Here is a 25,853-nt window from a genome sequence, read left to right on the forward strand (position 1 = left end):
TCAGGTGTAAACCCAAAGCACTCGCGTGAGCTGGTCAGTGAGGTTGCCGTAACGACAGCGCGTGTGACTGTCGAGTTGAAAACTATCGCCGGCCTGCAAGGTGACCGGCTCGTCGTCATCGCCCAACCACAGCGTCAACGCACCTTCCAGCACATAACCACCCTGCTCCGAGCTGTCGCTCAAGTGCCGCTCGCCACTGCTGGCGCCGGCCTCCAGTTGGCTTTCGAGCATCGAGAAGGTGGCCCGGATTTTCGGTGAGACCAGAATGTCGGTAATCCCGTTGGCGTAGTACAACGTGCGGCGCTCATCCGGTCGGGTCACCCAAGGCAACACCTTGGGTTTTGGCAAACTGTAGAAATAGGTAGTCGGCACCCCGAGGGTTTCGCTGATTGCGGTCAGGTCCGCCACCGTGGGTCGCGACAAGCCCCGCTCGACTTGTGAAAGAAAGCCGACAGACCGGTCGATTTTGTCGGCCAGTTCCTTGAGGGTGATTTTCTTGTGCTTGCGCAGATCGTGAATAAGGATCGCTAACGCGGCGATTTCTTCTTGCTTGTTCATGCCAGGAATTCCCCAAGATGACTCATCAAATGCTGTCGCGCAGTCGGTACCAGGCCTTGCCGATGGCTTCCAATGGCGCTGCCAGGTATTTACCGCCGGGAAAGCTGCCATTACTCAAACCCTGGTACAACGCCAGCTCATCCGGCTGACCGAGAATCGCATCGGACACGGCGCGAGCCCCGGCCAGCGTCGGGAGCACACCATGCCCGGAATAGCCCTGTAGCCAGTAGAGGTCGCCACGCCGACCAATGTCAGGAGTGCGCTTGAGGGTCAGATCGATATGCCCGCCCCAGGCGAACTCCAGCTCGACACCTTTGAGCTGCGGGAAGACCCGCTCCAGATAAGGCCGTGTCGCGGCGGCGATGTCTTTTGGCATCCCTCCAAGATAGGTACAGCCGCCACCGAACAGCAGGCGGTTATCCGGCGTGCGACGGAAATAGTCGAGGACGAACTGGTTGTCGGTGACGCAGACATTACTCGGCAACAGTGCCGTGGCTTGTTCCGCTGTCAGCGGTGCAGTGGCCACCTGATAAGTGCCCACCGGCAACACGCAACTGGCCAACTGCGGATCGAGCTGATCGAGATAAGCGTTGCACGCCAGCACCAGCACATTCGCCCGAATGCTGCCGTGTTCGGTGGTTACCAGGTACTGACCGCCTTCTTCGCGATAGCTCAGCGCTTTGCTCTGCTCGTAGATACAACCGCCAGCACGTTCGATAGCTGCGGCCAGGCCGAGCGCCAGTTTCAGCGGATTCAGATGCCCGCCTTCAGGGTCAAAGAGACCGGCCTGATAGCGCTCGCTGGAGACCCACTGCGGTAACTGCTCACGCGCTATGAATTGCAGGCCATCGTGACCCCACTTGTGGCTGGCCTCGCGCTGCCACTCTGTCAGGAGACTGACCCGACGCGGCATGACCGACGTCCACAAATGTCCAGCTCGATAATCGCAGTCGAAACCATGGCGCGCAGGCAACTCGCGCAACTCTTGCGCCGCCCAGCGCATGCCGTCCCACAAGCGCCGCGCACGTTCATGACCCAGCGCAGCTTCCAGAGGCGGCATGTCGCACGACCAGCCGAGAATCGCCTGCCCACCATTGCGCCCCGAGGCTGCCCAGGCAACACGACTGGCTTCCAGCAACATCACGCGCTTGCCCGCCAAGGCCAGGCGCAAAGCGGTATGCAGACCACTGAAGCCGGCACCGATGATCAGTACCTCAGCAGTGTGTTCCCCTTCCAGAACGGTTCGATCCACTAGGCGATCAGCGCAACTGTGGGCGTAATAGCTGGCGACATGCCGGGAGGACTGCTGAAACATTCGGGCACCCATGAAATTATGTTTTTATAATTTCATGAAAAACTACAGAATAAATTTCACGAACGCAACACCCTGCCCATCCCTCACGGACCGGATGCCCTGTAGCAGCTGGCGAAGCCTGCTACGGAGTTCGTGCTGGTCTTACTGTTTTATTCTCGCGCCAGCCGCTCAAATAGCGCCGAATGGTCTGGGAATAGCTCACTGAGTGTGCGCCGACTGCCCAATTGCATATCCGCAAAATCGAACCCTGGCGAAACGGCTTCGCTGATCAGGCCGTAAGCAGCCGGTCCATCCATAAGCTGCGAAGCCTTCCAGACACCGCCAGGTACGTGCAGTTGCAGGCACTGCCCGGCGGTGACGTCGCTGCCCATGACCACGGTGTTCAAGGTGCCGTCCGGGTAGATGAGGAAGTACTGAATCGCATCGCCCACATGGTGGTAGTGAACGATGTCGGATTTGTTCAAATGGAAGTGGCCAACGGGAGACGCACCCGTCAGCAGGTAATAGATCGAAGTCATCGCATAACGCCGACCGTCCGCAGTCTCGACCATGGCCTGGCAATCAGACTGAAAGGTTCTGCGGTAAAAACCACCTTCTATATGAGGTTCCAGGTCGAGCGCGGCGACGATGTCTTGGGCGCTGGGAGTGTGTTTGCCGGGGTTGTTATCAGTCATGCGAAGGGCCATCAGTCAGGTTGAATCATGAAGTTTGCATAGCGTGCAGTTGACCGCAAGCGCTCCTGGGAACGTTGACGGTGAGCTTCGATGGGCATTCGCTTTCGCTGCTTTACTGTAAGGGTCGAGCCTGCCAAGTGGGGCGCAGTTTCATTGACGTTCCCCGCTGCTGCCGACTCCAACGAAAATAGCGCCCCGGAGAGTTGTCATGTCCCTGCACAACGTCGCCCGTTTTGCCGACCTTCGAGAAGACCGTGGTACGCGCGTAGAAATCGGTTCACTGAAGATAGTGCTACTGCGGGCCGGTGAACGGGTCTACGCCTATCAGGGCGAATGCCCGCATGCGCAGGCCCCACTGGACGAAGGGGTCGTCTGCAATGGGCGGTTGATTTGCCCCTGGCACAAGGCGATGTTCACGGTCGAGGACGGCCAGGTTTGCGAACCGCCGGCCCTGAATGGACTGACCCGCTACCCGGTCAAAGTGATCGATGGCGATGTACAGGTGGACGACCAGCCTCTTGCGCCCATCGAAGTGGCTCGTCCCGCTGATTCACGCTGCTTTGTGATTGTCGGTGCAGGCGCTGCGGGAACAGCGGCAGCCGCCGCCCTGCGTGAACAAGGCTTTGCCGGTCGCCTGGTGTTGATCGATCGCGAAACGAATCCTGGTTATGACCGCACGGTACTGAGCAAATATGTCCTCGCCGGGGAAATGTCACCCCAAGAAACCCCGCCATTACTGGACGAAAGCTTTTATAACGAACAGAAAATCGAGCGCGTCAAAGGCGAGGTCATCCGTCTCGATGTCGCCGCCAAAAGGGTTTCCCTGGCTGACGGGCACACCTTTGACTACGACGCCGCACTCCTTGCCAGTGGCGGCGAACCCAGACCGCTTTCGGTAAACGGCGCGCATCTGCACAACATCCTGGCGTTGCGCTCGCGCGAGGACGCCGAGCGCATTCTCCAAACGGCAAAACCCGGCGCCCGCGTGGTCATCGTTGGTGCCAGCTTCATCGGCCTGGAGTCAGCGTCGGCCTTACGCCGCCATGGACTGGAAGTCAGCGTCGTCGCGCACCATGAAACACCGTTCAGCAAACTGTTCGGTGAGCGCATCGGCCTGGCGATTTTGTCCCTGCATGAAGACAACGGCGTGGTCTTTCACACCAGTACCCAACCGAGGGCGTTCGAAGGTCAGGAGCATGTCGAGGCTGTTCTGCTCGAAAACGGTCAACGACTTCCCGCCGATCTGGTGTTGATCGGCATCGGCGTCAGCCCGGTCACCGATCTGCTCGAAGGTGTCGAGCTGGACGACGATGGCGGGTTACCGGTCAACGAAGGCATGCGCGCTGCGCCTGGCCTGTGGGCCGCCGGCGACATCGCGTCCTTCGCGTTGCAAGGTGTCCCCACACGCATTGAGCACTGGCGCCTGGCCCAGCAGCAGGCGCGGATCGCCGCGCAGAATATGTTGGGCGGTGAAACACGCTACGCGGATGTTCCGTTTTTCTGGACGTATCACTTCGACAAGACCTTCGAGATGCTCGGCCACGCCGACCGATGGGACCGGATCGTTTTTGAAGGTAACCCCGAGCAATACGCCTTCATCGCATTGCTGTGCACGGGGGAACAGGTCGAGGCCATAGTCGCCTGCGAATACTCACGGCAAATGGCGCTACTGGCCGAACGGATGAAACAGCCGTTGCTGCGCGAGGAAGCCTTGCGGATCATTCGGCGAATCGCCGCGCAAGAAGGTTGAACACCCGCAAAAGGCGAAGTACTTAATGGAACTATCGTCCTTAATTACCAGAAAAAATAATAACCGTACTATTCATTATTAATGGCGATAAGGGCTCGCCTTCCTTATGAGGAAAAAGTTGAATTAACCTCTTTCATCGCCAATCTTAATATTAAACAGCCAACACCCAAACGCATCGCTATTAATGAAATAAAATTTAACAGACGTACTAGCGCATTGCCCATTGCATAATTACCCACGCCTGCTTAACTGCAAAAACTGCTGATGACAGCAGTATTCGCACAACCACGGAAGGAATCGTTATGAGCAATTCAACTGGCCATAGCATGCCCCCTTATGGGGTGGCCATCCAAAGCGCGATCAAGGCAGGCAACCTGCCGCAAATGAAAACACTGTTGAAACAACGCGATGCATCCAAGCCAGAACCCAAAGAACTAAGTAGCGCGTACGAGCAGTTGGCTAAGGAAGTCGCACGCCTGGAACGGCACTAACTGCTGTTTCCGCTCCCCTATTGCAATGGAGGCAATAATTATGTCTGGTTCTTCTCAGCAATCTGTCGGTTTATTCCCACTCTGCTATCAAATTGGAACTTCGGCACCGGGCGCACAAAACCTGGCGCTCAATCTGCTGGTGTTTACACCTGAGCAAACGGTAAGCGGTACTGCCGCCATCACTCAGGCAACCAATCCGCCGCTGGATGTGCACTCCGATGTCTGGGGTGAGTACACCTACATGACGGTGATGAAACCCGGCGTCAGCAAAATCCTGATCACCGTTCAAGGCAACCAGGGTGGCCCAGGCTCGAACTCCATCGTGAATTTCAAGCTGCATCTGGTAGTCGGTAGCGACTGGAAAGCAGGGGTCGCCAACTACGAGTACTTCAATGGTCAGCGCTGGGTCAAGGTCAATGCGCCCGCCCATCTCGTCGAGTCGGTGCCCTCCAAGGCCTATTCACTGCCATTGGAACCGGGCCCGGTAATCCTGCCATATCCGCCAATCATGCCGCTGTACGCCGCGCCGATTCAGAGTGCCATTGCCAGCGGTGACCTGGCCCAGATGAAAAATCTGGCGAGCCTTGCCAAACAACAACTGGACCAGCAACCCCAGTTGCAAAGTGCGCTTGAGGCGGCCAAGGGTGAAATCAGCAGGCTGGAACGCCGCTGACCGGCAACTGAACGTGCCTGGCTTGTCCTGAATACAACTAAGGGAGTTGCACCATGTCAATCGGACTTTTTCACACACGCCTCAACGTTTCCAGCTCACTACTCGGCGCACCGGTTTTGACCCTCGATCTGCTGGTGGATACCGTCAACAAGAAAGTCAGCGGTGTGGCGAGCATTTTTCAAAGCACCTACCCCGTTGTCAATTTCCGTGCCCGGGTTTGGGGTGAGTATTCCGAGGCCAAACTGACTGCCGATGCGGAAAACCACATCATCCTCACTCTGGATGGCAGCCCGAGCGGCCCTAACAGCAATATCGCCCAGACCTTCGACCTGCGCGGCATTCTAGGCGCCGATTGGGCCAGCGGTTTTGCCGACTACAAGTACTACGATCAAGACCACTGGACGACAGTCAGACACGCGGCTGTCAGCCTGGCGCCTGCTCAATACCAGCGGGTCGAGCAGCCGTCACATGCGCACCCGCTTTACGCGGTTGCCGTGCAGCAAGCGCAAGCCAGCGGTGATCTTGCGCAGCTGAAAACCGTGGTGAGCCAGGGCGAACAGCAACTGGCCAACAGCGGCGCCTTGCGCAGCGCGCTGGAGCAGTTGCAAGCAGAAATCGCCCGACTGGAAGCACGCTAACCGGCAATGCCCGGGCTTGGTCACTTAAAAAGTGGCCAAGCCTGGGTAATAAGCGCAATCCCTGTGGGAGCGGGCTTGCCCGCGAAGACGGCGGCACAGTCATCATTAATGTCGCCTGACACACCGCTTTCGCGAGCAAGCTCGCTCCCACAGGTTCTGCGCCCGTTGGCCAACAACAAAAGGTAAATCCGCTCGCGCCATCGACGCTAAGGAAGGCGCGAACACTTCGATGGATTCGTGTCGCGCATGTATCTGTGCGCAAGGATTTCCCATGTCAGACAATCGCCCTGCCCGCTACCTCAGTGAAACCGATCTCAAACGTTACGTGCCGGTCCATGTGGTCTGGGAAATCACCCTGGCCTGCGATCTCAAATGCCTGCATTGCGGATCCCGCGCTGGCCATCGACGCCCCGATGAACTGAACACCCGGGAATGCCTGGATGTCATCGATTCCCTGGCGGCACTCGGCACCCGCGAGATCACCTTGATTGGCGGTGAAGCCTATTTGCGCAAGGACTGGACTCAGCTGATCCAGGCCATCCACGATCACGGCATGTATTGCGCGATACAAACCGGCGGACGCAACCTGACGCCCGCGAAAATGCAGGCCGCGGTGGATGCCGGGCTCAATGGCGTCGGTGTTTCGCTGGATGGACTGGCCCCGCTGCATGACGCGGTGCGCAATGTTGCGGGCTCGTTCGACAAGGCCGTGGATACTCTGCGACGCGCCAAACAGTCGGGGCTTGCGGTCAGCGTCAACACCCAAATCGGCGCGGCCACCCTGCCCGACTTGCCCGAACTGATGGACTTGATCATCGGACTTGGCGCCACCCACTGGCAGATCCAGTTGACAGTCGCCATGGGCAATGCCGTCGATCATCCGGAGCTGCTATTGCAGCCCTACCAACTGCTTGAAGTGATGCCTTTGCTGGCGCGTCTCTACCGCGAAGGGGTTGATCGCGGTCTGCTGATGAACGTGGGCAACAACATTGGTTACTACGGCCCGTATGAGCATATGTGGCGTGGTTTCGGCGACGAGCGCGTGCACTGGAGCGGCTGCGCCGCCGGGCAAACCGTGCTGGCACTCGAAGCCGATGGCACCGTCAAAGGCTGCCCTTCATTGGCAACCGTAGGTTTTTCGGGCGGCAACGTGCGCAACATGAGCCTGCACGATATCTGGCATTACAGTGAAGGCATGCACTTCGGCCGCCTGCGCGGCGTCGACGACCTGTGGGGCTACTGCCGAAGCTGCTACTACAACGATGTCTGCCGTGGCGGCTGCACCTGGACCTCGCACTCCTTGCTCGGCAAACCCGGCAACAACCCCTACTGCCATTACCGCGCTCTGGACCTGCAAAAAAAGGGACTGCGCGAGCGAATTGTCAAACTCGAGGACGCAGCACAGACGTCCTTCGCTGTCGGACGTTTTGACCTGATTACCGAACGTATCGATACCGGCGAGAAGGTCAACAGCGTCAGCGACAGCGGTCAGGTGATCAAGCTGGCCTGGGCGAATCAGGGCCAGAAATCGCCTGATGAAGGCCGTATTCCGCCGCAACTGGCCCTGTGTCGTGGCTGCTTGCAGTACATCCATGCACACGAAGTGACGTGCCCACACTGCGCCGCCGATGTCGCCGCCGCAGAAGCCGAACACCAGGTAAACCGCGCCCGGCAACAAACCATCATCAATACGCTGACCGGCTTGCTGGGGTTGCCGCAAAGCAACTTGATGTAGCGAGGCCTCAAACCGGGGGCGAGTTGCCCCCGGTATTAAACCGGGCGTGCGGGATCGCCAGGATCGCAGCCTACGGCAGCTCCGGATTGCGTACGGTTTTGTCCGCCAGTCATAACGCTCGCCCGCAGCAAACAAAATCATCTAAAAAAACGACGCCTGTCAGCCATAATTAGCACCCTGTTACTCGATAGCTGAATGTCTTTCGCATGGTTTTACCTACGTGGGCAGGCTGGAACACGCCGTGCCCCCTTCCCCTCTGCGTCCCTGGAGCTGACCATGAAAATCAATCCCTACCTGATCTTCAACGGCGATTGCAAAGCAGCCTTCACGTTCTACGCGCAATGCCTGCAAGGCACTCTTGAAATGATGATGACCTTCGGCGAATCGCCGGCTCGCGATCACATCCCGGCGAGTTACCATGACCGAATTATCCATACCCGGCTGGTTGTCGGCGATCAGGCGCTCATGGGGTCCGACACCACGCCTGATCGGCCCTACCACGGTATCAGCGGATGCTCCGTCTCGCTGAATGTCAGCAGCATCGCTGAAGCCGAACGAGTCTTCACCGCGCTGGCGGACCAGGGCTCCATTCAAATGCCACTGGAGGCGACGTTCTGGGCCGCACGCTTCGGCATGCTGGTTGACCGTTTCGGGGTGTCGTGGATGGTCAATTGCGAAAAGGATCAGTGAGTGATTCCGTTCTTTTGAATGCTGTCGACCCTTCGCGCGTCAATAAAAACGCCACTCCCTGAGTGGCGTTTTTTTTGAAGTACCGATCAGGCATCGAGGCGCTTGCCCTGGAACCTCGCCCGGTAACGACCCGGACTCTCACCGGTCCACTTCTTGAACGCCCGATGGAACGCGCTGGGCTCCTGAAAACCGATCTGCTCGGCAATCACCGTGATGCTCGATTGACTCTGGCGCAGCTGTTCAAAGGCGACACCACGGCGCACCTCGTCCTTGATCTCTTGAAATGAACAGCCTTCACGCTCCAGTTTTCGGCGAACGGTGCTGGGGCTCAGATGCTGTTCGATGGCAAAAGCCTCCAGAGTCGGCCATTGGCTGTAATGGCTGTTGCGCAAACGCTGATGAATCTGCGACGCCAGGCCGTGCTGGTTACGGAAACGAATCACCAGCCACTGCGGCGCACTGCGCAAAAATGCCTTGAGTGACACCAGGTCCTGAACCACCGGCAATTGCAGATAACGGCTGTCGAATTCGATCTCTGTGCGCTCGGCGCCAAAGGTCAGGTTGGCGCCCCAGAGCATTGAATCATCACTGAGCGACAAACGCTCATGACGAAAGTCCGCACGATCGATGGGAATGCGCCGCCCGCCCAGCCAACACAGCAGACTGATCATCAACACCAGAAACGTCTCTTCACCGAAATGCGCGACATCGCTGTTTTGCGCCCGAGTCTGCAAGCCGATAACCGCTCGCTTGCCACGCACATTCAACGTGCCGCGAAAATCACGCAAGAACAGTGAGAAATTGGCCAGACACTGACGCATGGCTTTTTCCAGCGTCGGTTCCTGAATCAATGCCCGACAGATCAGGGCAAAACTCCCCGGCGGCATGCCATGAGAATCCAGCTGGAAGAATTCGTCGTTCAACTCTCGAATCTGCACCAGCCACAACGCAGCAAAAGCCGTGGCCGGCACCCGTGCAGTAGGCTGATCCATCAACTGCGGATCGATTCCCACCTGCTCAAGTACAGACCGCAGACGCTGCGGGTTCTCACGCAGGGCATGGATCATTGGATACATGAAGTAGACCGCCACCGAATCCGTTTCCCGCATGTGATCGTCTCTCTCCTCATCATCTGAAAGTGGCAAAAAACGCCATCTGCCTTGAACAGTTCTGGCATAGGCCAGCGGCGCTGCTGATTCTAGACTCGTGCCCAACAAAAAAAGACCTATTTCAGGGAACCAACATGAACCATTCCGATATTTTTGTGGTGAGCGCGGTCCGTTCTGCCATTGGCACCTTTGGCGGTTCACTCAAGGATGTACCGCCTATCCAGCTGGCAACCGACGTTTGCCGCGCGGCCATTGAACGATCAGGCCTGGCGCCCGAACACATCGGTCACGCGGTGATGGGGCATGTGATCCCGACCGAAGCTCGCGACGCCTACATCTCCCGCGCCGTGGCGATCAATGCCGGGCTGACGAAAGAGACGCCCGCCTTCAACGTCAACCGCCTCTGCGGTTCGGGTTTGCAGGCGATTGTCAGTGCCGCGCAAAGTTTGATGCTGGGGGATGCCGGGGCCGCGCTGGCGGGTGGCGTCGAGTCCATGAGCCGCGGTGCGTACTTGTTGCCGCAGGCGCGCTGGGGCGCACGAATGGGCGACATGCAAGCCATCGACTACATGCTCGGCGTGCTGCAAGACCCGTTTGCCGGTTTCCACATGGGCATCACCGCAGAAAACATCGCCGCACACTACGGCATCAGTCGCCAGACCCAGGATGAGTTGGCGCTGCTTAGCCAACAGCGTGCCGCCCGGGCGATTGCCGAAGGGCGTTTTGCCGGGCAGATCGTACCGATCGAAGTGGCGACCCGTAAAGGTACGGTTTCGTTTGCGACCGATGAGCATGTGCGAGCGGAGGTTAACGCCGAACAATTGAGCCGCATGAAACCTGCGTTCAAAAAAGACGGCAGCGTCACCGCCGGCAACGCATCTGGTCTGAATGACGGTGCCGGCGCGCTGATCATGGCCACCGGGAAAGTCGTACAGGAACAAGGCCTCAAGCCGATGGCCCGACTGGTGGGGTATGCCCATGCAGGCGTTGAACCGTCGATGATGGGACTGGGACCGATTCCCGCCACCCGCCTGGTGCTCAAGCGCGCGGGCCTGAGCGTTGCCGACCTTGATGTCATCGAATCCAACGAAGCCTTTGCGGCCCAGGCCTGTGCCGTAGCGCAAGAACTGGGCTTCGATCCGGAGAAGGTCAACCCCAACGGTTCGGGCATCTCGCTGGGCCACCCGGTAGGCGCCACCGGCGCGATTATCGCCACCAAAGCCATTCACGAACTGCACCGCACTCAGGGCCGTTATGCCCTGGCAACCATGTGCATTGGCGGCGGCCAAGGCATCGCCGTGTTGTTCGAGCGGGTTTGAGTACAAGGACATGAAGATGAACCTGCAGAACATTGGCGTTATCGGCGCAGGCACCATGGGCAACGGCATTGCGCAAATCTGCGCACTGGCCGGCTTCAACGTGACCTTGCTGGACATCTCCGACAGCGCCTTGCAAAAAGCGCTGGCGACTGTCGGCAAGAACCTCGACCGGCAAGTTGCCAAGGCGTCGCTGACCGAGGAGCAAAAGCTCACGGCTTTGGACAAGATCCGCACCAGCACCGACTACAGCACCCTGCACAACGTGCAACTGGTGATCGAGGCCGCGACCGAAAGCCTCGAACTGAAACGGCGAGTGCTGCAGCAGATCGCTACCCAGGTCAGCGCCGACTGTGTCATTGCTTCCAACACCTCATCGCTGTCGATCACCGAGCTCGCCGCCAGCGTCAGTTCGCCGGCGCGTTTCATCGGCCTGCACTTCTTCAACCCGGTGCCGGTCATGGGGCTGATCGAAGTGATTCGCGGCCTGCAAACCAGCGACGCGACTCATGCCCTGGCCATCGAGTTGGCGCAACGCCTGGGCAAGACCGCGATCACCGCCGGCAACCGTCCGGGCTTTGTGGTGAACCGGATTCTGGTGCCGATGATCAATGAAGCGATCCTGGTGTTTCAGGAAGGCCTGGCCAGCGCCGAAGACATCGATGCCGGCATGCGTCTGGGCTGCAACCAGCCAATAGGCCCATTGGCGCTGGCCGACCTGATTGGCCTGGATACGTTGTTGGCGATCATGGAGGCGTTCTACGACGGCTTCAACGACAGCAAGTACCGCCCTGCTCCGCTACTCAAGGAAATGGTCGCGGCCGGTTATCTGGGGCGCAAGACCGGACGTGGCTTCCATGCCTATGACTGAGCGCTGCTCACGCTTCGCCGAGAGCCGGGACAAGGCCCTGGAGCTGTTCGCCAGCAAGGGTTTTGGCCAGGTCGGCATGCGTGAGCTGGCAGCTTACCTGGGGCTTGCCCCAGGCTCGCTGTATCACCATTACCCGAGCAAACAGCACTTGCTGCTTGACCTGATCGAGGAATTTTACGACGAGCTGCTGGCAACCCTCGGACGTATCGAACGACAACCGCGAGACCTGCGCGCCAGCTTGCAAAACGTCATCCACGCGCACCTGAACCTGCATCGGGAAATGCCCTGGCATTTTCGTCTGGTGGAACGCGACAGCGGTTGCCTGAACGACGATCAGCAAGCACGTGTGCGGCAGTTACAGGAGCGCTACGAACGACAATTGCTGATGTTCCTCTGCCCCTCGTCCCGATTCAGCGAGCAAGGGTTACTGGCTGCCGGGCACGCCATTGCCAGCATGCTCAACAGCGCACCCAGCTGGCTGACGCTCCACCCACTGGATGATCGGGAACGGGACGGATTACTGGAGAACCTGCTGACCGGAGCCATTGAGCGTTTGCTGACCCATGCCTCCTGTGATCTGCCAGATGTTCGGACAAAGGTTGCCTGAACAGCACTCTCCCGATTCATTTCAGCTCAGGCAGCGCCTGGATTGCTGACCCGTGCGGTTCGAATAAACAACGCGCGTACCTTCTCCCAAAAGTTACCGCCCAACACGAAAAAGCTGCCGATCAACATCAGGTCGCCCAATAACTGCAACTGCCAGAGATTCGGTCTGAGTCCAGGCCAGATGCTATCGATGTAGGGTTCAATAAAGGATGAGATCAATGGCAAGCAGAACATGACCAGACCCACTCTGTGGCGAACGGGGCCCACTTGAAATTCTGCGCTGGGCGCGAGCGCAGACACGTAGCCAAACACGCTGCGTTTCAACTGCTGAAAGCCGGACTTGCCCATGACCGCGATAACGAGGATCAGCAAAACCTTGTTGCTGATAAACAGGACCCCGGTCAGCGCCGCGATCCTTGAGCCAGGCACACCGGCTGCTGCAGCAAGCGGTACCATCAACCAGGACCCAAGCATCAAACAGATAATTGCAATGCCCACTTTGAAGCGCCAGCCGGCTGAATGCTGTTTAACTACGCCGTCGGTGCTATCCATAATTTTCGGACCTCTTCTTATTCGGCGACTTACTTTATGGCGCTTGAAAAGCGTAGCAGTTGCTTGCGAGAACGATCTTCCAGATTCGCGGTGGCCATAGAACTGATCTCGCATCCAACTACGGCTCGCGGATGGCAACCGACCACCCGCGAGCCAGTAGCATCAAGCCAGCAGCTTGAGCTCGTCTTTACCGTATTTGAGGGATTTTTCGTCCGGGATCATCAGACCAGTGTGCTCGTTGCGCCCCTGCAGGATGAAACGCGCGTCCGACTTGCCCAACTGGGTAGCGGCCTGCTGGCTGTCGGCGCCGATCTCGCCCTTCTTCATGCGGTTGACGATCACTCCGACCGCCGTATCGTTGAAGTCGCGCAGCATCCAGGCATCGCCATCGCTGTCGCCAGCCACCAGCACCGGACCATAGCCCTTCTGTTTAACCAGCACATTCTTGATGCCGACGGTCTTGCCCGGCCCGTAATTGAAGTGCCAGTCCGGCTGATAGCGAGTGGTGTACTTGCCGTCTTCCATCGCCATGCGCAGGCCGATCACGTTCTCGGGCGGTACGCCGTATCCGTAATGAGGATTGCCGGCGAACACCCGCACCACATCGTCGATCGAGGCGGTGCTGACATAGACGTCGATACCGTTGGCGCGCAGCGTGTGCATCAGGCCACGGATCTCCTCATGAATGCGGATGCCATGGAAGTGCGTATCCGCCACCACCCCTGCCTTGCCCGGAATCGTGCGTGAACTCTCGTACTTGACCTTGCGCAGCGCATCACCGATCGCGTAGTTATTTGACGCTTCAGCCATCGCCTGCAATTCAGCCGTGGTCATGTTCTTGTAGAAATACAAAATCCACTTGTAGCCGATGTCCACCGGGTAACTGTCGCAGATCGCGTCGTACATGAAGTAGAGCTTGGCGAGAAAATCCTTGTACTGCTCGCTCGTCTGGATTTCCTCCAGGCTCTTGTCGCCGGCGAGTCCCTTGTAGTTGGCGTGCAACCAACGGTAATCCGCTTCCACATCGCTGGCGATGTCTTCCATGGTGACCGGCTTGCCGTCCACCGTGGTGTAGTCCTTCATGAACGCGCCGTTCGGCACGTCCTGACGCACCACGGCGGCGAACTCATCCGGGGTCAGCTTGTACTGCAGATGATTGATCTGGTAGACCAGCAGCGCTTCTTCACAGTCGTTCATGATGCAGGTGTTGTCCCAGTCGAACACCGCATATGGGCGCTGCTCAGGACGATAGGACGCACTTTTGCTGCCGTGCTGGTCGATCACCGCCTGCAGGCGCTGAGTGTTGAGCGGCGACCAGCGCGCCGGATCCAGCGCGCTCGGCGTGGCCGGCGGCGTGGCCGGCGGCGTGGCGGCTTGCGTTATACGAGAGGACAACAACAGCGGGGTTACGACGGAAACGGTAGCGAGGGTGTTCAGAAACTGGCGACGCTGCATGGTATAGCTCCTACTTCTAGACGATAGGTTACAACCGAGGCGATGGCGGAAGCGTGTTTCGAAATATGGACGATAGGGAAAAACCGTCCGACGACGAGGCTATCTTCAAATACACAAAAATACAATATTGCCACAATATTACATTTTGATGATTCGCAGACTGCGCCTGAGCAATGCTTATGGGGCCGCACCAAACTTGACAGTGACCGACGCCCCTCCACAATGCGTGCTCGGACAGCGACTCAAACAGCAGGACACCCGGCATGTGGCAAGAAGAGCGTTACCAGCGGATTCGCGCACTGTTATCGACCTTGCAGCGCGTTACCACCGACCGCATCGTCACCGAGCTGAATGTTTCACGCGAGACCGTGCGGCGCGACCTGGTCGCTCTGGAAGAACTGGGGGAGTTGAAGCGGATACACGGCGGCGCCATCCGCGTCGAGGACGAGGCGCCCATCGCCGAGCGGGCGAACATCAATGTCAAATTCAAGCGTGACCTCGCGCGCGCAGCGGTCAGCCTGCTGTCGCACGGACAGACTGTATTTATCGACGCGGGCACCACCACCGTCATCCTCGCCGAAGAGCTGGCCAAGCTGGGCGGGTTAACCGTGATCACCAACTCGTTCAACGTGGCGCTGCAATTGCGCAATCCCGCCGCGCCGGGTAGCCAGCACAACGAGGTGATCGTACTCGGCGGTTCGCTCGACGACCGTGCTCCGGCTACGGTGGGTGGCACCACAGTGGCGGAAATTGGCCGCTATCGGGCCGATTTCGCGCTGTTGTCACCCGTCGGCATCGACGCCCTGCGCGGTGCCAGCAACTACGACCACCGCGAAGCCGAAGTCGCCCGCGCCATGGCTGACAATGCCGAGCGCGTGGTCATCCTCGCCGACTACAGCAAGATCGGTGTCGAGAGCCGCGTCGCCTTCTGCCCTCCAGAACGCATCGACCTGCTCATCACCAACCACAAGGTCAGCACCGAAGCGGCGTTCGTCGCACTGAATGCCAAGCTGAGACACATTGTCTTGGCGTAGCGCGGTATGGGTGAGGGGCATCGTGCACTCTTCGCCACATTGCTTTTCGGGACAGCCAATCGCTCAACTGCCACTGAACCAGTTGTAACCCTGATCCTCCCAATAGCCACCGGGGTAATCATTGGTCACAAATATCTCCACAACATGTTTGGGGTTCTTGAAACCCAGCTTGGTTGGCATACGCAGGCGCAGAGGGTAGCCGTATTCCGGCGGTAAGACCTGATCGTCATAACTCAGGGTCAGCAGCGTCTGCGCGTGAAGCGCTGTGGGCATATCGATGCTGGTGTAATAGTCATCAGCGCATTTCAACCCGACATATTTGGCACTGGTATCGGCGCCCACACGTTGCAGAAAGGTCGAAAAAGTCACCCCGCCCCACTTGCCGATGGCACTCCAGCCCTCCACGCAAATCAGCCGCGTGACCTGACTGGTCTGCGGTAGCTGGTTCAATTCGGCAAGGGTCCAGCTGTGCTTATCCTGGACCAGACCGCTAACCGCGAGTTTGAAGCCAGCACCGTCGATGTTCGGGATGCTGTTGCGGTCGTAATAGGCGTTGAAGGGAAACGGGCGCGTCATCATCGACTCAGGGTAAGTCGGTGCCAGTCTGTTCGGATCGAACAGCGCCGCCTGAACCTTGTCATTGAAGCGCGAGACCATTTTCAACATGGACTCTACGGAGTCGCTGTCATCCAGGCGACAGCCTGTCAGCAAGGCAATCCCCCCCAGTGTCCAGGCATGGCGAAGAAATTGTCTACGCGCGGGCAGGTCCAGTTCCTGCGCCACCGATTTTATGATGGCGGGTTCATCCACCCCATCTTTTCCAATCTTTCTGTTCATGAGTTAGCGCCCACGCAGCATGGCAATCAGGGTGCGTGGCACGAGGGCCACCATCACCAGATGCACCACGGTAAAGGCGACCAGCAGGGCCATGCAGACAAAATGCACGATGCGCGCCGAGTCATAACCGCCCATCAGCTCCCTCAGCAAAGGAAACTGCACGGACTTCCAGATCACCAGTCCCGACAGCACCAGCACAATGAGATCGAGCACGACGAAGAGGTAGGCGAGCTTTTGCAGGGTGTTGTAGTGCCGCAAGTCTGCATGAGCGAGCTTGCCTCTTAGGGCCGCCAGGAAATCATGAAAGACCTCGCTGGGACGGATGGGGAAAAATTTGTAGACGATGCGGCCGGAGAAGATATTGAGCAGAAGGTAAATAATGCCGTTGACGAGCAGTATCCACATCGCCGCAAAGTGCCACAGCAGCGCCCCCGCCAACCAACCACCCAAGGTTATACCGGCAGGAATCTGGAAGGAAAAAATCGGCGAGGCATTATAGATACGCCAACCGCTCATCACCAGGATGACCACAGCGATGACATTGATCCAGTGGGTCAGCCGTAGCCAGATCGGGTGAATAGTTTGGGGACGACTCATATGCCCTACCCTGCCGGTAAAGTACCGGTGAATTCCCCCCGACCACCACGAAATGTGTTGGCTCTATCCCCCGTTGTTGATGGGCCACTCCAGTGGAGTCGCGAACAACGTCGACCCTACCGACGTATTTACCAAGATTAGCATCGGTTTATAGACGCCGTTTTTACATTAGTCGTCCTGAGGTTCTTATTGACCGTCAGACTCAATCCGACAGGCTCTTGCTGACAGATTCACAATTGTACAGTCCGTCACCAGCGACTAGACTCCCCCGCATGAAACACTATCTGCGGTGTTGGCTCATTTTCCTGATCAGCCTGGCGCTTCCCCTCAGCGGGATGGCGGGCGTTCAGGCACCGACAGAACCTTGCCCAATGAAAACCGTGGGCATGGCGACGATGGATGATATGGGGCAAGACTGTTGCCACGACATGAAAAGCCCCACCGAGCACGGTAAACCCTGCAAACCGGGCCAGGAATGCAAAACCGGCGGCATGCTGCAAGTCTCGATCATCAAGCCTCCTGTTACCTTGTTCAGCCCTGTTGTACCTTCCTTCTCCAGCGATTTCCTGCCAGCACAAACCCCTTCGGGGGTGTGGCGACCGCCTCGCGTTTGATTCCTGTACCGCACTGAGTCCCATCGCACTTTGACGCGATGGCCTATCTGCGCGCATGTCTGAAAAGACGCGCAGTGATTCATCACAGGAATTGTGAACATGAACTTCCTACGTTATTGCGCAGGCTGGCCCCTCATGGCCGGCCTGGCAGCAGGCGTACTGGCATTGCCGAGCCTGGCCGCCCCACTGACACTCGATGAAGCCTTGCGACTGGCCGAAAACAACGCCCCGTCACTGACCGCCCAAGCCGCCAAACTCCAGGCTGCCAGCAGTGCTGCCGTTCCAGCCGGCGAACTACCCGACCCGAAGTTAAAGCTCGGCGTGCAGAACTATCCGATTGGCGGCCCCGAACGCTGGAGCATTAACCAGGACTCCATGACCATGCAGATGGTTGGGGTCATGCAGGAAGTGCCCAACCGCGACAAGCGCAAAGCACGTATTGAAGTGGCCGATGCGGCCGTTGACCGAGCTGCAGCTGAAGGCCGTGTCGAGCGCCTGAACGTCCGTCAAGCCACAGCACTGGCCTGGATCAGCAGCTACTCCGTCGAGCGTAAGGAAGCGCTATTCCAGGACTTTTACAAAGAAAATCGTCTGTTGAGCGATACCGTGCGGGCACAGATTGCCGGTGGACGAGCCCAGCCTGCCGATGCGGTAACGCCCAAGCAGGAAGCGGCTCAATTGGCGGATCAACAGGACGACCTGGTCCGCCTGCGCACTCAAGCTCGAGCTGCGCTCAAGCGCTGGATTGGCCCGGCCGCCAACGACCCGCCCACCGGCAGTTTGCCGCAATGGCCCGTCGAGGCCTCTGGCTACACCCATCAGCTGCAACATCACCCCGCTCTGGCGGCCTTCGAACCGATGACCCGCGAAGCGCAGGCAAAAGTCCGTGAAGCCGAAGCGGATAAGCAGTCCGATTGGAGCTGGGAACTCGATTACCAACACCGTGACCGTCAGTTCGGTGACATGGTCAGCGTGCAGCTCTCGTTCGACCTGCCACTGTTTCCCGGCTCCCGACAAAATCCAAAAATCGCCGCCAAACACGCCGAACTCAATCAGCTGGAGGCAGAGCGTGAAGATAGGGTGCGCGAACATACCCAGCAATTGGAGGACAGTCTGGCCGAATACGAGCGTCTGAATCGGGCCGTGCGGCGCAGCCAGGACAGTCTGGTGCCCCTGGCCAAGGAAAAGGTCGGACTCACCATGGCCAGCTACCGCGCCGGTAAAGGTGACTTGGCGGCAGTCATCGCTGCCCGACGTGAGCTCATAGAGGTCCGCCTCAAACAGATCGACGTCGAAGAACAGCGAGCCCTGACCAACGCACGCTTGTATTTCAATTATGGGGAACCCAGCCAATGAGCGCTCGAATCTGGAAAACGGCTGTGTTGACTGGCGTGTCGGTTGCCCTAGGGGTTGCAGGCGGTTACTGGTTCGCTCGGCAACACATGAACGCCATGCCTGATGCACTCGCCACACAGAGCCCCAAGACGCAAGACGAACGCAAGGCCCTGTATTGGTACGATCCGATGTACCCGCAGCAGAAGTTCGACAAACCGGGCAAGTCGCCCTTCATGGACATGCAGTTGGTGCCGCAATACGCCGACGCGGCAACGAACAGCGCGGCCATCAGCATCGACCCCAGCCTGACCCAGAATCTCGGCCTGCGTCTGGCCACGGTGACCCGTGGAGTCCTCGCTTCCAGCCTGGACGTGGTCGGCATGCTGACGTTCAACGAGCGCGATGTCGCCGTGATCCAGGCGCGTACTGGCGGTTTTGTCGAGCGGGTTTATGCCCGTGCTCCCGGCGATGTGCTCAAGGCCAATGCACCATTGGCGGATATCCTGGTACCGGAATGGGCCGCAGCCCAGGAAGAGTTCCTCGCACTGAAACGTAATGGCGATGCCGACTTGCTGACAGCTGCCCGCCAACGGCTGCGCCTCATGGGGATGCCGGCAGCGCTGATTACCCAGGTAGAGCGCAGCGGCAAGATTCAGCCGAACCTGACCCTCACCAGCCCCATCAGTGGTGTGCTGCAAGAGTTGGATGTCCGTATGGGCATGACCGTGGCGGCCGGCGAGACGCTGGCTCGCGTCAATGGCTTGAGCAGCGTCTGGCTAGCGGTAGCCGTTCCAGAGTCGGAGACCGGATCGATCGTCGTCGGCCAGACGGCAGAAGCACGCCTTCCTGCCTTCCCGGGGACAGTGCTCAACGGCACGGTCAGTGCGATTCTGCCCGAAACGAATAGGGACAGTCGGACCGTTCGCGTGCGCGTCGAGCTGCCCAACCCTGACGGGCGTCTGAGACCCGGATTGTCGGCGCAGGTGCGCCTGAACCAGAAGACCGGGCAAAGTGTGTTGTGGGTGCCGAGCGAAGCGGTCATTCACACCGGCCGGCGCACGCTGGTGATGCTCGCCGAAGACGCCGGTCGCTACCGTCCGGTAGAGGTACAACTCGGGCAGGAAAACGACGGCAAGACGGCGGTATTGAAAGGCTTGCAAGAAGGTCAACAGGTGGTCAGCTCAGGTCAGTTCCTGCTCGACTCCGAGGCCAGCCTCAAGGGCATCGTCGCAAGTGAGCGCCTGGAAAAATCAGGGGGTCAGCCATGATCGCCGCCCTTATCCGCTGGTCAGTGGCCAACCGCTTCCTGGTCCTGTTGGCCACGCTATTCGTCACCGCCTGGGGCGTCTGGTCGGTTCAAAGCACCCCTATCGATGCACTGCCAGACCTCTCCGACGTTCAGGTGATTATCCGCACCCCTTACCCAGGTCAAGCGCCACAAATCGTCGAGAACCAGGTGACCTACCCGTTGGCCACCACCATGCTCTCGGTACCCGGAGCGAAAACCGTACGCGGTTACTCCTTCTTCGGCGACAGCTTCGTGTACGTGCTGTTCGAAGATGGTACCGATATGTATTGGGCCCGCTCGCGCGTGTTGGAGTACCTGAGCCAGATACAAAGCCGCTTGCCGGCCAGCGCCAAACCGGCCTTGGGACCCGACGCCACGGGGGTGGGCTGGATCTATCAGTACGCCTTGGTGGATCGCACCGGTGGACATGATCTGGCGCAATTACGCGCACTTCAGGACTGGTTTCTCAAGTTCGAGCTGAAGACCCTACCGAATGTCGCGGAAGTAGCCACCGTGGGCGGAATGGTCAAGCAGTACCAGGTGCAGCTCGACCCACTCAAACTCGCCAGCCTGGGCATCACTCAGGCGCAGGTCACTGAGGCGATTGGCAAGGCCAATCAGGAAACCGGTGGGGCTGTGCTGGAAATGGCGGAGACGGAATTCATGGTCCGCGCTTCCGGCTACCTGAAGACACTGAATGACTTTCGCGCGATCCCGCTGAAACTCGATGCTGGTGGTGTGCCAGTGACCCTTGGCGATGTGGCCACGATCCAACTGGGGCCGGAGATGCGTCGCGGCATCAGCGAACTCGACGGTGAGGGTGAGACTGTCGGTGGCGTGGTGATCCTGCGCAGTGGCAAGAACGCCCGCGAGACCATCGCAGCGGTCAAAGCCAAGCTCGACGAGCTGAAAAGCAGCCTGCCGGCGGGCGTGGAAATCGTCACCACCTACGATCGCAGCAAGCTGATCGACCGCGCCGTGGAAAACCTCAGCCATAAACTGCTCGAGGAGTTCATCGTCGTTGCGTTGGTCTGCGGGATTTTTCTCTGGCATCTTCGCTCATCCCTGGTGGCGATTATCTCGCTGCCGGTGGGCGTGCTGATTGCCTTCATCGTCATGCGGCACCAAGGGATCAACGCCAACATCATGTCCCTGGGCGGGATCGCTATCGCCATCGGCGCCATGGTCGATGCCGCCGTGGTCATGATCGAAAACGCCCACAAGAAAGTCGAGGCCTGGCACAAGGCCCATCCCGGGGAAGAGCTGAAGGGCGAACATCACTGGCACGTGATGACCGAAGCGGCGGCCGAAGTCGGGCCGGCGTTGTTCTTCTGTTTGTTGATCATCACCCTGTCGTTCATTCCGGTATTCACCCTGGAGGCGCAAGAGGGTCGCCTGTTTGGTCCCCTCGCCTTCACCAAAACCTACGCCATGGCGGCGGCAGCCGGATTGTCGGTGACCCTGGTGCCGGTGCTGATGGGCTACTGGATTCGCGGACGGATTCCCAATGAGCAACAGAACCCGCTGAACCGTTGGTTGATCAGGATCTATCAACCGGCCCTGGACGCGGTGCTGCGCCGACCAAAAATCACCCTATTGGTCGCGCTTCTGGTGTTTCTCAGCGCGGTATGGCCGATGTCCCGGTTGGGTGGCGAGTTCCTTCCACCGCTGGACGAAGGCGATCTGCTCTACATGCCTTCGGCACTGCCGGGGTTGTCGGCACAGAAGGCAGCACAACTGTTGCAGCAGACCGACCGCCTGATCAAGACGGTGCCCGAAGTCGAGCACGTTTTCGGTAAGGCCGGTCGTGCCGAAACCGCCACCGACCCGGCGCCACTGGAGATGTTCGAGACCACTATCCAGTTCAAACCACGCGAGCAATGGCGACCCGGATTGACCCAGGAGAAGTTGGTGGAAGAGTTGGATCGGGTGGTGCGTGTTCCGGGGCTGACTAATATCTGGATACCGCCGATCCGCAATCGCATCGACATGCTCGCCACCGGGATCAAGAGCCCGATCGGGGTGAAAATTGCCGGTACCCACCTGACGGAGATCGATGCGGCGACTCAGGCCGTCGAGCGCGTGGCCAAGGATGTGCCCGGTGTCCGTTCGGCCCTGGCCGAACGCCTGACCGGTGGCCGTTATATCGACGTGGATATCGACCGCAAGGCCGCTGCCCGCTACGGACTGAATATCGCCGATGTGCAGTCGATCGTGGCCGGCGCTATCGGTGGGGAGAACGTTGGGGAAACCATCGAGGGTCTGGCTCGTTTTCCAATCAACGTGCGTTATCCCCGTGAGTGGCGTGACTCGCTTGGCGCCTTGGAACAGTTGCCGATCTACACCCCACTGGGGAGCCAGATAACCCTCGGCACGGTGGCGCAGGTCAAGGTCAGTGAAGGCCCGCCGATGCTCAAGAGCGAGAACGCCCGGCCTTCCGGCTGGGTGTATATCGACGTACGTGGCCGGGATATTGCCTCGGTGGTCGCCGACCTGCGCCGGGTCGTCAGTGAACAGGTGAAGTTGCAGCCAGGCATGAGTCTGAGCTACTCGGGGCAGTTCGAATTTCTCGAGCGAGCCAATGCACGGCTCAAGCTGGTAGTACCGGCCACGTTGCTGATCATTTTCGTGCTGCTCTACCTGACCTTCGCCCGCTTCGATGAAGCCGTGTTGATCATGGCCACTCTGCCGTTCGCATTGACTGGCGGCGCATGGTTCCTCTATCTGCTGGGGTACAACCTGTCGGTGGCCACCGGTGTTGGCTTTATCGCACTGGCCGGTGTATCGGCCGAGTTTGGCGTGATCATGCTGCTCTATCTGAAGAACGCCTGGGCCGAACGTGAAGATCTCGGCGACAGCACCGAGCGTGGGCTGGTCGCAGCGATTCGCGAAGGCGCGGTGCAGCGCGTTCGGCCCAAGGCCATGACCGTGGCCGTCATCATCGCTGGTCTGCTACCCATCCTGTTGGGCAGCGACACCGGCAGCGAGGTGATGAGCCGTATCGCCGCGCCTATGGTTGGCGGCATGGTCACCGCCCCCTTGCTCTCCCTGTTCGTCATCCCGGCAGCCTACCGTTTGATGCGCCGCCGAGACCTTCGGCGGCAACAAATCCTCGAGAGGGGCGCGAGTTTGGCAGCGCCTTTATCGAAGACTTTACGGAGTTCGAATCAGTGATGATTCGCGACTGAAAGCGAGGCTACGGAATTGGCCCTGCATCCTGGAAGCCGGCTGCAAAAAGTCGAGCAAGGCCTGCCGAGTGTCATGCCAGGCCGCCGGGTGCTCCATATCGAGGAAGTGCCCGGCGTTCTTGATGGTATGGAACCGGGACTGACGGGCATGAGCGGCAAAAAGCCGGGCGTCTTCCACCGAGGTGTACTCATCCCATTCACCGTTGACAAACAGTAACGGGACTTCGATGGCGTCGGCACAGGCAACGTAGCAGTGAGTGTCCTGGGTCAGGACCTCATTGACGTGAAAATGCATCTGCCGGTATTCGTGTTCGGCCAGGCTGCAGACATGGCGGTGATTAAAACGTTTGAACAACGATGGCAGGTGCTTGCCGATGGTGCTGTTGATCAAGCGTCCGACATTGAGGCGATCGCAGGCCTGGAGAAAGTTCAGGCCGCTCTCCAGGTAATCGCGCATCGGCGTATTGATCCTCGCCGCAAATGAATTGATCACCGCCTTCTCGATTCGTCGCGGCCGCTGGGCCAGCGCCAGCAAGGTAGCCGCACCGCCCCAGGAAAAGGACAGCACATGGTGCACGGAAAAGTGTTCGATCAATTCCAGCAGTATCTCTGCCTCGTCTTCCTTTCGAATCGGTTGGCCATGGAGGTTGTGCAGTCTCGACTGACCGGCGTAAGGCTGGTCGTAGAGCACCACATTGAATCGCGGCTGCAGGTAACGCACCGTTTGAGCAAAGGATGCGGTAGTTGCCAGCGAGCCATTGACCAGAATGATCGTTTTGTCAGCGGCGGCGTTGAGATAGTGCTCGGTATAAACCTTGTATTTCTTGCAAATCTCGACGATGGCAGTTTTCGGCATCATTTCATTTTCTTCCCTGAACAGATTGGACTAAGCGCACAGCATGAGCGGTTGCCCAGACGGCATTCATGACTGATCAGTCACTGACTGACCAGAGGTTCAGAGTTAAGCAGGGATTTTCCCGTCTGCAAGAACCCGGACGAGTTATTCCGTCGGGTCGCAAGCGATCAGCTGACCTCGGGGCCCGAATGCACAAACCCGGTGCAGACACCTCGCCCGGGATTACTGCCTTCGCATAACCCATGCACCTATGGGAAGATGCTTGCCGCCTTGAGTCGGCGATGAATTGAGTCGAGCCTCTCCTTTCCATGCCTGAAATATCAATCATGAACCGGATCACACGCGTATCAAGTACCCGTACCAAGGCGCTTTGCAGACTGTGTCTGTCGGTATCGCTGCTGATGACCCACAACGCGTGGAGCGCACCCTTACCGATTGAGCTGTTTATCCCCGACGCTCCCCCACTGACGTTTGTCGATGATTCCAAAGGTCACGGAATCGTCGGAGATCTGGTGCTGATGGCCGTTGCCAAAGCCGGCTATGTCGCTCATGTACAGGCGCTTCCCTGGGCCCGATCGCAAAAGCATGTCAGTGAGAATCAGGACATCTTGATAGCCCCCTTGTCTCGCACGCCAGAACGTGAAAATCGCTACACCTGGATCGCCCCGATCATGCCCATGGAGCGAGCTTTTTTCAGCCTTGAGCAGCAAGTGAACAGCTTCGAAGAAGCCCGGAAGGTCTACCGTGTGATCGGTGTAGGTCTGGGCAGCGCGCAAGAGGAAATCCTGCGCGAACAAGGCTTCGGCAACGAGCAGATCTACCCGCTGACCATTGGTGACAACCCCGCGCAAATGCTCTTGAGGGGGCGTATCGATGCCTGGTTCAACGGCATCCCGGAGAGTCGATACATCTGGCCGAAGGTGTCTCGACGCAAACTGTTCATGAGTCCCGTCATGAACAGCGCGACTCTCTATCTGGCCTGCTCGAAGCAATGCTCCCCGCAACGGGTACAAGACTTGCGCAAAGCGGTTGAAACGCTTCGCAGTGACGGTGCTCTCGCGCGTATACAAAAGCGCTATTTGTCGCAGTAGTGAATCCTGAATAAGCGCTTTTTCAAATAAGCACTGGCGGTCAAGGTCAGTGACGCAGCAGTTTGCGCAGCGGCACGCCGTCCTTGAGCACCGGAGACTTGATGACGATGTAACTGAAGTACTTGGAAATACCGATGTTCTTGTCCAGCAGGCTTTCGATCACTTCCTGGTAATGCTGGATGCTGCGGGTCATGAAGCGCACCAGATAATCGTAGCCACCGCTGATCAAATGGCATTCGAGCACTTCATCCACCAGACGGATATTGGATTCGAACTTGGCGAAATCTTCGCGTTTGTGGTCGCTCAGGGTGACCTCGGTGAAGACCGTGACCGAGTCGGTGATCTTCGCCAGATTCAGGTGAGCCTTGTAGCTGGAAATATACCCGGCCGATTCAAGTCGTTTGACCCGTTGCAGACAGGGGCTGGCCGACAGCCCCACAGCATCGGCCAGGCTGACGTTGGTCATGCGCCCGTCTTTTTGCAGCTCAACCAAGATGCTGATGTCGATCCGGTCCAGTTTCACTAAACCTTCCATTGCGTACCTCTTGATTGTCGTTTGTAGGACAATCTTCTAGCAAAA

Annotated in this window: 25 protein-coding genes; 15 read left to right on the top strand and 10 right to left on the bottom strand. The window is 58.6% G+C overall.

The features are described from left to right. The 3 genes from AC1RKH_RS22460 to AC1RKH_RS22470 form a co-directional block, all read right to left on the bottom strand. On the bottom strand, nucleotides 1–558 hold the full coding sequence (locus AC1RKH_RS22460; RefSeq protein ID WP_123426068.1) for a helix-turn-helix domain-containing protein: 558 nt from the start codon (nucleotides 556–558) through the stop codon (nucleotides 1–3). A 25-nt stretch (nucleotides 559–583) separates the two neighbouring features. Continuing rightward, on the bottom strand, nucleotides 584–1,873 hold the full coding sequence (locus AC1RKH_RS22465) for an NAD(P)/FAD-dependent oxidoreductase (RefSeq protein ID WP_493064142.1): 1,290 nt from the start codon (nucleotides 1,871–1,873) through the stop codon (nucleotides 584–586). A 149-nt stretch (nucleotides 1,874–2,022) separates the two neighbouring features. Beyond that, on the bottom strand, nucleotides 2,023–2,547 hold the full coding sequence (locus AC1RKH_RS22470) for a cupin domain-containing protein (protein ID WP_493064141.1): 525 nt from the start codon (nucleotides 2,545–2,547) through the stop codon (nucleotides 2,023–2,025). 208 nt (nucleotides 2,548–2,755) lie between these two features. On the opposite strand from AC1RKH_RS22470, the gene AC1RKH_RS22475 reads away from it, so the two are divergent. The 6 genes from AC1RKH_RS22475 to AC1RKH_RS22500 all read left to right on the top strand — a co-directional run bounded on the left by AC1RKH_RS22475 (nucleotide 2,756) and on the right by AC1RKH_RS22500 (nucleotide 8,524). Then, on the top strand, nucleotides 2,756–4,297 hold the full coding sequence (locus AC1RKH_RS22475) for an FAD-dependent oxidoreductase (RefSeq protein ID WP_493064140.1): 1,542 nt from the start codon (nucleotides 2,756–2,758) through the stop codon (nucleotides 4,295–4,297). Between the two features lie 302 nt (nucleotides 4,298–4,599). After that, a complete protein-coding gene (locus AC1RKH_RS22480) occupies nucleotides 4,600–4,788 on the top strand; it encodes a DUF1843 domain-containing protein (protein ID WP_103316425.1) in 189 nt (62 codons plus the stop codon). A 40-nt stretch (nucleotides 4,789–4,828) separates the two neighbouring features. After that, a complete protein-coding gene (locus AC1RKH_RS22485) occupies nucleotides 4,829–5,461 on the top strand; it encodes a DUF1842 domain-containing protein (protein WP_493064139.1) in 633 nt (210 codons plus the stop codon). Nucleotides 5,462–5,514: 53 nt separating this feature from the next. Beyond that, the gene (locus AC1RKH_RS22490) at nucleotides 5,515–6,099 is read left to right on the top strand and encodes a DUF1842 domain-containing protein (protein ID WP_493064138.1); all 585 of its coding nucleotides are present in this window, start codon (nucleotides 5,515–5,517) and stop codon (nucleotides 6,097–6,099) included. A 271-nt stretch (nucleotides 6,100–6,370) separates the two neighbouring features. Beyond that, complete coding sequence (locus AC1RKH_RS22495) at nucleotides 6,371–7,834, top strand: GDL motif peptide-associated radical SAM/SPASM maturase (RefSeq protein ID WP_493064137.1); 1,464 nt, start codon at nucleotides 6,371–6,373, stop codon at nucleotides 7,832–7,834. Nucleotides 7,835–8,110: 276 nt separating this feature from the next. Beyond that, on the top strand, nucleotides 8,111–8,524 hold the full coding sequence (locus AC1RKH_RS22500) for a VOC family protein (RefSeq protein ID WP_493064136.1): 414 nt from the start codon (nucleotides 8,111–8,113) through the stop codon (nucleotides 8,522–8,524). Between the two features lie 86 nt (nucleotides 8,525–8,610). Here AC1RKH_RS22500 and AC1RKH_RS22505 read toward each other — a convergent pair whose 3' ends face one another. Continuing rightward, complete coding sequence (locus AC1RKH_RS22505) at nucleotides 8,611–9,633, bottom strand: AraC family transcriptional regulator (protein WP_493064135.1); 1,023 nt, start codon at nucleotides 9,631–9,633, stop codon at nucleotides 8,611–8,613. 134 nt (nucleotides 9,634–9,767) lie between these two features. Here AC1RKH_RS22505 and AC1RKH_RS22510 point away from each other — a divergent pair, with 134 nt between their 5' ends. Genes AC1RKH_RS22510 through AC1RKH_RS22520 form a run of 3 tightly spaced genes read left to right on the top strand, consistent with a single transcriptional unit; the run spans nucleotide 9,768 to nucleotide 12,427 of the window. After that, nucleotides 9,768–10,952, top strand: a complete 1,185-nt coding sequence (locus tag AC1RKH_RS22510; protein ID WP_493064134.1) for an acetyl-CoA C-acyltransferase family protein — start codon at nucleotides 9,768–9,770, stop codon at nucleotides 10,950–10,952. A gap of 16 nt (nucleotides 10,953–10,968) precedes the next feature. Beyond that, the gene (locus AC1RKH_RS22515; protein WP_493064133.1) at nucleotides 10,969–11,820 is read left to right on the top strand and encodes a 3-hydroxybutyryl-CoA dehydrogenase; all 852 of its coding nucleotides are present in this window, start codon (nucleotides 10,969–10,971) and stop codon (nucleotides 11,818–11,820) included. After that, nucleotides 11,807–12,427, top strand: a complete 621-nt coding sequence (locus tag AC1RKH_RS22520) for a TetR/AcrR family transcriptional regulator (RefSeq protein ID WP_493064132.1) — start codon at nucleotides 11,807–11,809, stop codon at nucleotides 12,425–12,427. Before AC1RKH_RS22515 ends, AC1RKH_RS22520 begins: the two co-directional genes overlap by 14 nt. 26 nt (nucleotides 12,428–12,453) lie before the next feature. Here AC1RKH_RS22520 and AC1RKH_RS22525 read toward each other — a convergent pair whose 3' ends face one another. Both AC1RKH_RS22525 and AC1RKH_RS22530 read right to left on the bottom strand, forming a co-directional pair. Further along, complete coding sequence (locus tag AC1RKH_RS22525) at nucleotides 12,454–12,978, bottom strand: transporter suffix domain-containing protein (protein ID WP_493064131.1); 525 nt, start codon at nucleotides 12,976–12,978, stop codon at nucleotides 12,454–12,456. Between the two features lie 162 nt (nucleotides 12,979–13,140). After that, nucleotides 13,141–14,433 (bottom strand): haloacid dehalogenase-like hydrolase, encoded by a 1,293-nt coding sequence (locus AC1RKH_RS22530; protein WP_493064130.1) that lies wholly within the window; start codon nucleotides 14,431–14,433, stop codon nucleotides 13,141–13,143. 263 nt (nucleotides 14,434–14,696) lie between these two features. Between AC1RKH_RS22530 and AC1RKH_RS22535 the strand changes: the two genes are divergently transcribed. Further along, nucleotides 14,697–15,467, top strand: a complete 771-nt coding sequence (locus AC1RKH_RS22535; RefSeq protein WP_493064129.1) for a DeoR/GlpR family DNA-binding transcription regulator — start codon at nucleotides 14,697–14,699, stop codon at nucleotides 15,465–15,467. Nucleotides 15,468–15,530: 63 nt separating this feature from the next. Here the strand turns inward: AC1RKH_RS22535 and AC1RKH_RS22540 are convergent, their stop codons facing one another. Next, on the bottom strand, nucleotides 15,531–16,304 hold the full coding sequence (locus AC1RKH_RS22540; protein ID WP_493064128.1) for a molybdopterin-dependent oxidoreductase: 774 nt from the start codon (nucleotides 16,302–16,304) through the stop codon (nucleotides 15,531–15,533). Between the two features lie 3 nt (nucleotides 16,305–16,307). Further along, entirely contained in the window at nucleotides 16,308–16,901 is a 594-nt protein-coding gene (locus AC1RKH_RS22545; protein ID WP_493064127.1) for a cytochrome b/b6 domain-containing protein, read from the bottom strand. 272 nt (nucleotides 16,902–17,173) lie between these two features. Between AC1RKH_RS22545 and AC1RKH_RS22550 the strand changes: the two genes are divergently transcribed. The 4 genes from AC1RKH_RS22550 to AC1RKH_RS22565 all read left to right on the top strand — a co-directional run bounded on the left by AC1RKH_RS22550 (nucleotide 17,174) and on the right by AC1RKH_RS22565 (nucleotide 23,312). After that, complete coding sequence (locus AC1RKH_RS22550) at nucleotides 17,174–17,515, top strand: hypothetical protein (RefSeq protein ID WP_493064126.1); 342 nt, start codon at nucleotides 17,174–17,176, stop codon at nucleotides 17,513–17,515. A gap of 99 nt (nucleotides 17,516–17,614) precedes the next feature. Next, the gene (locus tag AC1RKH_RS22555; protein ID WP_493064125.1) at nucleotides 17,615–18,871 is read left to right on the top strand and encodes a TolC family protein; all 1,257 of its coding nucleotides are present in this window, start codon (nucleotides 17,615–17,617) and stop codon (nucleotides 18,869–18,871) included. After that, nucleotides 18,868–20,118 carry an efflux RND transporter periplasmic adaptor subunit gene (locus tag AC1RKH_RS22560; RefSeq protein WP_493064124.1) on the top strand — a complete coding sequence of 417 codons (1,251 nt, stop codon included), beginning with the start codon at nucleotides 18,868–18,870 and terminating at the stop codon, nucleotides 20,116–20,118. Before AC1RKH_RS22555 ends, AC1RKH_RS22560 begins: the two co-directional genes overlap by 4 nt. Beyond that, on the top strand, nucleotides 20,115–23,312 hold the full coding sequence (locus AC1RKH_RS22565; RefSeq protein ID WP_493064123.1) for an efflux RND transporter permease subunit: 3,198 nt from the start codon (nucleotides 20,115–20,117) through the stop codon (nucleotides 23,310–23,312). Before AC1RKH_RS22560 ends, AC1RKH_RS22565 begins: the two co-directional genes overlap by 4 nt. Here AC1RKH_RS22565 and AC1RKH_RS22570 read toward each other — a convergent pair. Beyond that, complete coding sequence (locus tag AC1RKH_RS22570; protein WP_493064122.1) at nucleotides 23,292–24,185, bottom strand: alpha/beta fold hydrolase; 894 nt, start codon at nucleotides 24,183–24,185, stop codon at nucleotides 23,292–23,294. The genes AC1RKH_RS22565 and AC1RKH_RS22570 overlap by 21 nt on opposite strands. Before the next feature lie 323 nt (nucleotides 24,186–24,508). On the opposite strand from AC1RKH_RS22570, the gene AC1RKH_RS22575 reads away from it, so the two are divergent. Next, the gene (locus tag AC1RKH_RS22575) at nucleotides 24,509–25,273 is read left to right on the top strand and encodes a substrate-binding periplasmic protein (protein ID WP_493064121.1); all 765 of its coding nucleotides are present in this window, start codon (nucleotides 24,509–24,511) and stop codon (nucleotides 25,271–25,273) included. A 46-nt stretch (nucleotides 25,274–25,319) separates the two neighbouring features. Here the strand turns inward: AC1RKH_RS22575 and AC1RKH_RS22580 are convergent, their stop codons facing one another. Beyond that, nucleotides 25,320–25,808 carry an Lrp/AsnC family transcriptional regulator gene (locus tag AC1RKH_RS22580; RefSeq protein ID WP_100943735.1) on the bottom strand — a complete coding sequence of 163 codons (489 nt, stop codon included), beginning with the start codon at nucleotides 25,806–25,808 and terminating at the stop codon, nucleotides 25,320–25,322. Between the last annotated feature and the right edge of the window lie 45 nt (nucleotides 25,809–25,853).

This window comes from Pseudomonas sp. GW822-FHT06B12, from assembly GCF_058799675.1.

Excerpts from the sequence above, each read along its gene's own strand:
- AC1RKH_RS22460 (WP_123426068.1), bottom strand. The coding sequence starts at position 558 with ATGAACAAGCAAGAAGAAATCGCCGCGTTAGCGATCCTTATTCACGAT.
- AC1RKH_RS22515 (WP_493064133.1), top strand. The coding sequence starts at position 10,969 with ATGAACCTGCAGAACATTGGCGTTATCGGCGCAGGCACCATGGGCAAC.
- AC1RKH_RS22485 (WP_493064139.1), top strand. The coding sequence starts at position 4,829 with ATGTCTGGTTCTTCTCAGCAATCTGTCGGTTTATTCCCACTCTGCTAT.
- AC1RKH_RS22535 (WP_493064129.1), top strand. The coding sequence starts at position 14,697 with ATGTGGCAAGAAGAGCGTTACCAGCGGATTCGCGCACTGTTATCGACC.
- AC1RKH_RS22495 (WP_493064137.1), top strand. The coding sequence starts at position 6,371 with ATGTCAGACAATCGCCCTGCCCGCTACCTCAGTGAAACCGATCTCAAA.
- AC1RKH_RS22575 (WP_493064121.1), top strand. The coding sequence starts at position 24,509 with ATGAACCGGATCACACGCGTATCAAGTACCCGTACCAAGGCGCTTTGC.
- AC1RKH_RS22545 (WP_493064127.1), bottom strand. The coding sequence starts at position 16,901 with ATGAGTCGTCCCCAAACTATTCACCCGATCTGGCTACGGCTGACCCAC.
- AC1RKH_RS22570 (WP_493064122.1), bottom strand. The coding sequence starts at position 24,185 with ATGATGCCGAAAACTGCCATCGTCGAGATTTGCAAGAAATACAAGGTT.
- AC1RKH_RS22475 (WP_493064140.1), top strand. The coding sequence starts at position 2,756 with ATGTCCCTGCACAACGTCGCCCGTTTTGCCGACCTTCGAGAAGACCGT.
- AC1RKH_RS22480 (WP_103316425.1), top strand. The coding sequence starts at position 4,600 with ATGAGCAATTCAACTGGCCATAGCATGCCCCCTTATGGGGTGGCCATC.
- AC1RKH_RS22550 (WP_493064126.1), top strand. The coding sequence starts at position 17,174 with ATGAAACACTATCTGCGGTGTTGGCTCATTTTCCTGATCAGCCTGGCG.
- AC1RKH_RS22565 (WP_493064123.1), top strand. The coding sequence starts at position 20,115 with ATGATCGCCGCCCTTATCCGCTGGTCAGTGGCCAACCGCTTCCTGGTC.
- AC1RKH_RS22510 (WP_493064134.1), top strand. The coding sequence starts at position 9,768 with ATGAACCATTCCGATATTTTTGTGGTGAGCGCGGTCCGTTCTGCCATT.
- AC1RKH_RS22540 (WP_493064128.1), bottom strand. The coding sequence starts at position 16,304 with ATGAACAGAAAGATTGGAAAAGATGGGGTGGATGAACCCGCCATCATA.
- AC1RKH_RS22555 (WP_493064125.1), top strand. The coding sequence starts at position 17,615 with ATGAACTTCCTACGTTATTGCGCAGGCTGGCCCCTCATGGCCGGCCTG.
- AC1RKH_RS22560 (WP_493064124.1), top strand. The coding sequence starts at position 18,868 with ATGAGCGCTCGAATCTGGAAAACGGCTGTGTTGACTGGCGTGTCGGTT.
- AC1RKH_RS22580 (WP_100943735.1), bottom strand. The coding sequence starts at position 25,808 with ATGGAAGGTTTAGTGAAACTGGACCGGATCGACATCAGCATCTTGGTT.
- AC1RKH_RS22470 (WP_493064141.1), bottom strand. The coding sequence starts at position 2,547 with ATGACTGATAACAACCCCGGCAAACACACTCCCAGCGCCCAAGACATC.
- AC1RKH_RS22530 (WP_493064130.1), bottom strand. The coding sequence starts at position 14,433 with ATGCAGCGTCGCCAGTTTCTGAACACCCTCGCTACCGTTTCCGTCGTA.
- AC1RKH_RS22465 (WP_493064142.1), bottom strand. The coding sequence starts at position 1,873 with ATGTTTCAGCAGTCCTCCCGGCATGTCGCCAGCTATTACGCCCACAGT.
- AC1RKH_RS22520 (WP_493064132.1), top strand. The coding sequence starts at position 11,807 with ATGCCTATGACTGAGCGCTGCTCACGCTTCGCCGAGAGCCGGGACAAG.
- AC1RKH_RS22525 (WP_493064131.1), bottom strand. The coding sequence starts at position 12,978 with ATGGATAGCACCGACGGCGTAGTTAAACAGCATTCAGCCGGCTGGCGC.
- AC1RKH_RS22490 (WP_493064138.1), top strand. The coding sequence starts at position 5,515 with ATGTCAATCGGACTTTTTCACACACGCCTCAACGTTTCCAGCTCACTA.
- AC1RKH_RS22500 (WP_493064136.1), top strand. The coding sequence starts at position 8,111 with ATGAAAATCAATCCCTACCTGATCTTCAACGGCGATTGCAAAGCAGCC.
- AC1RKH_RS22505 (WP_493064135.1), bottom strand. The coding sequence starts at position 9,633 with ATGCGGGAAACGGATTCGGTGGCGGTCTACTTCATGTATCCAATGATC.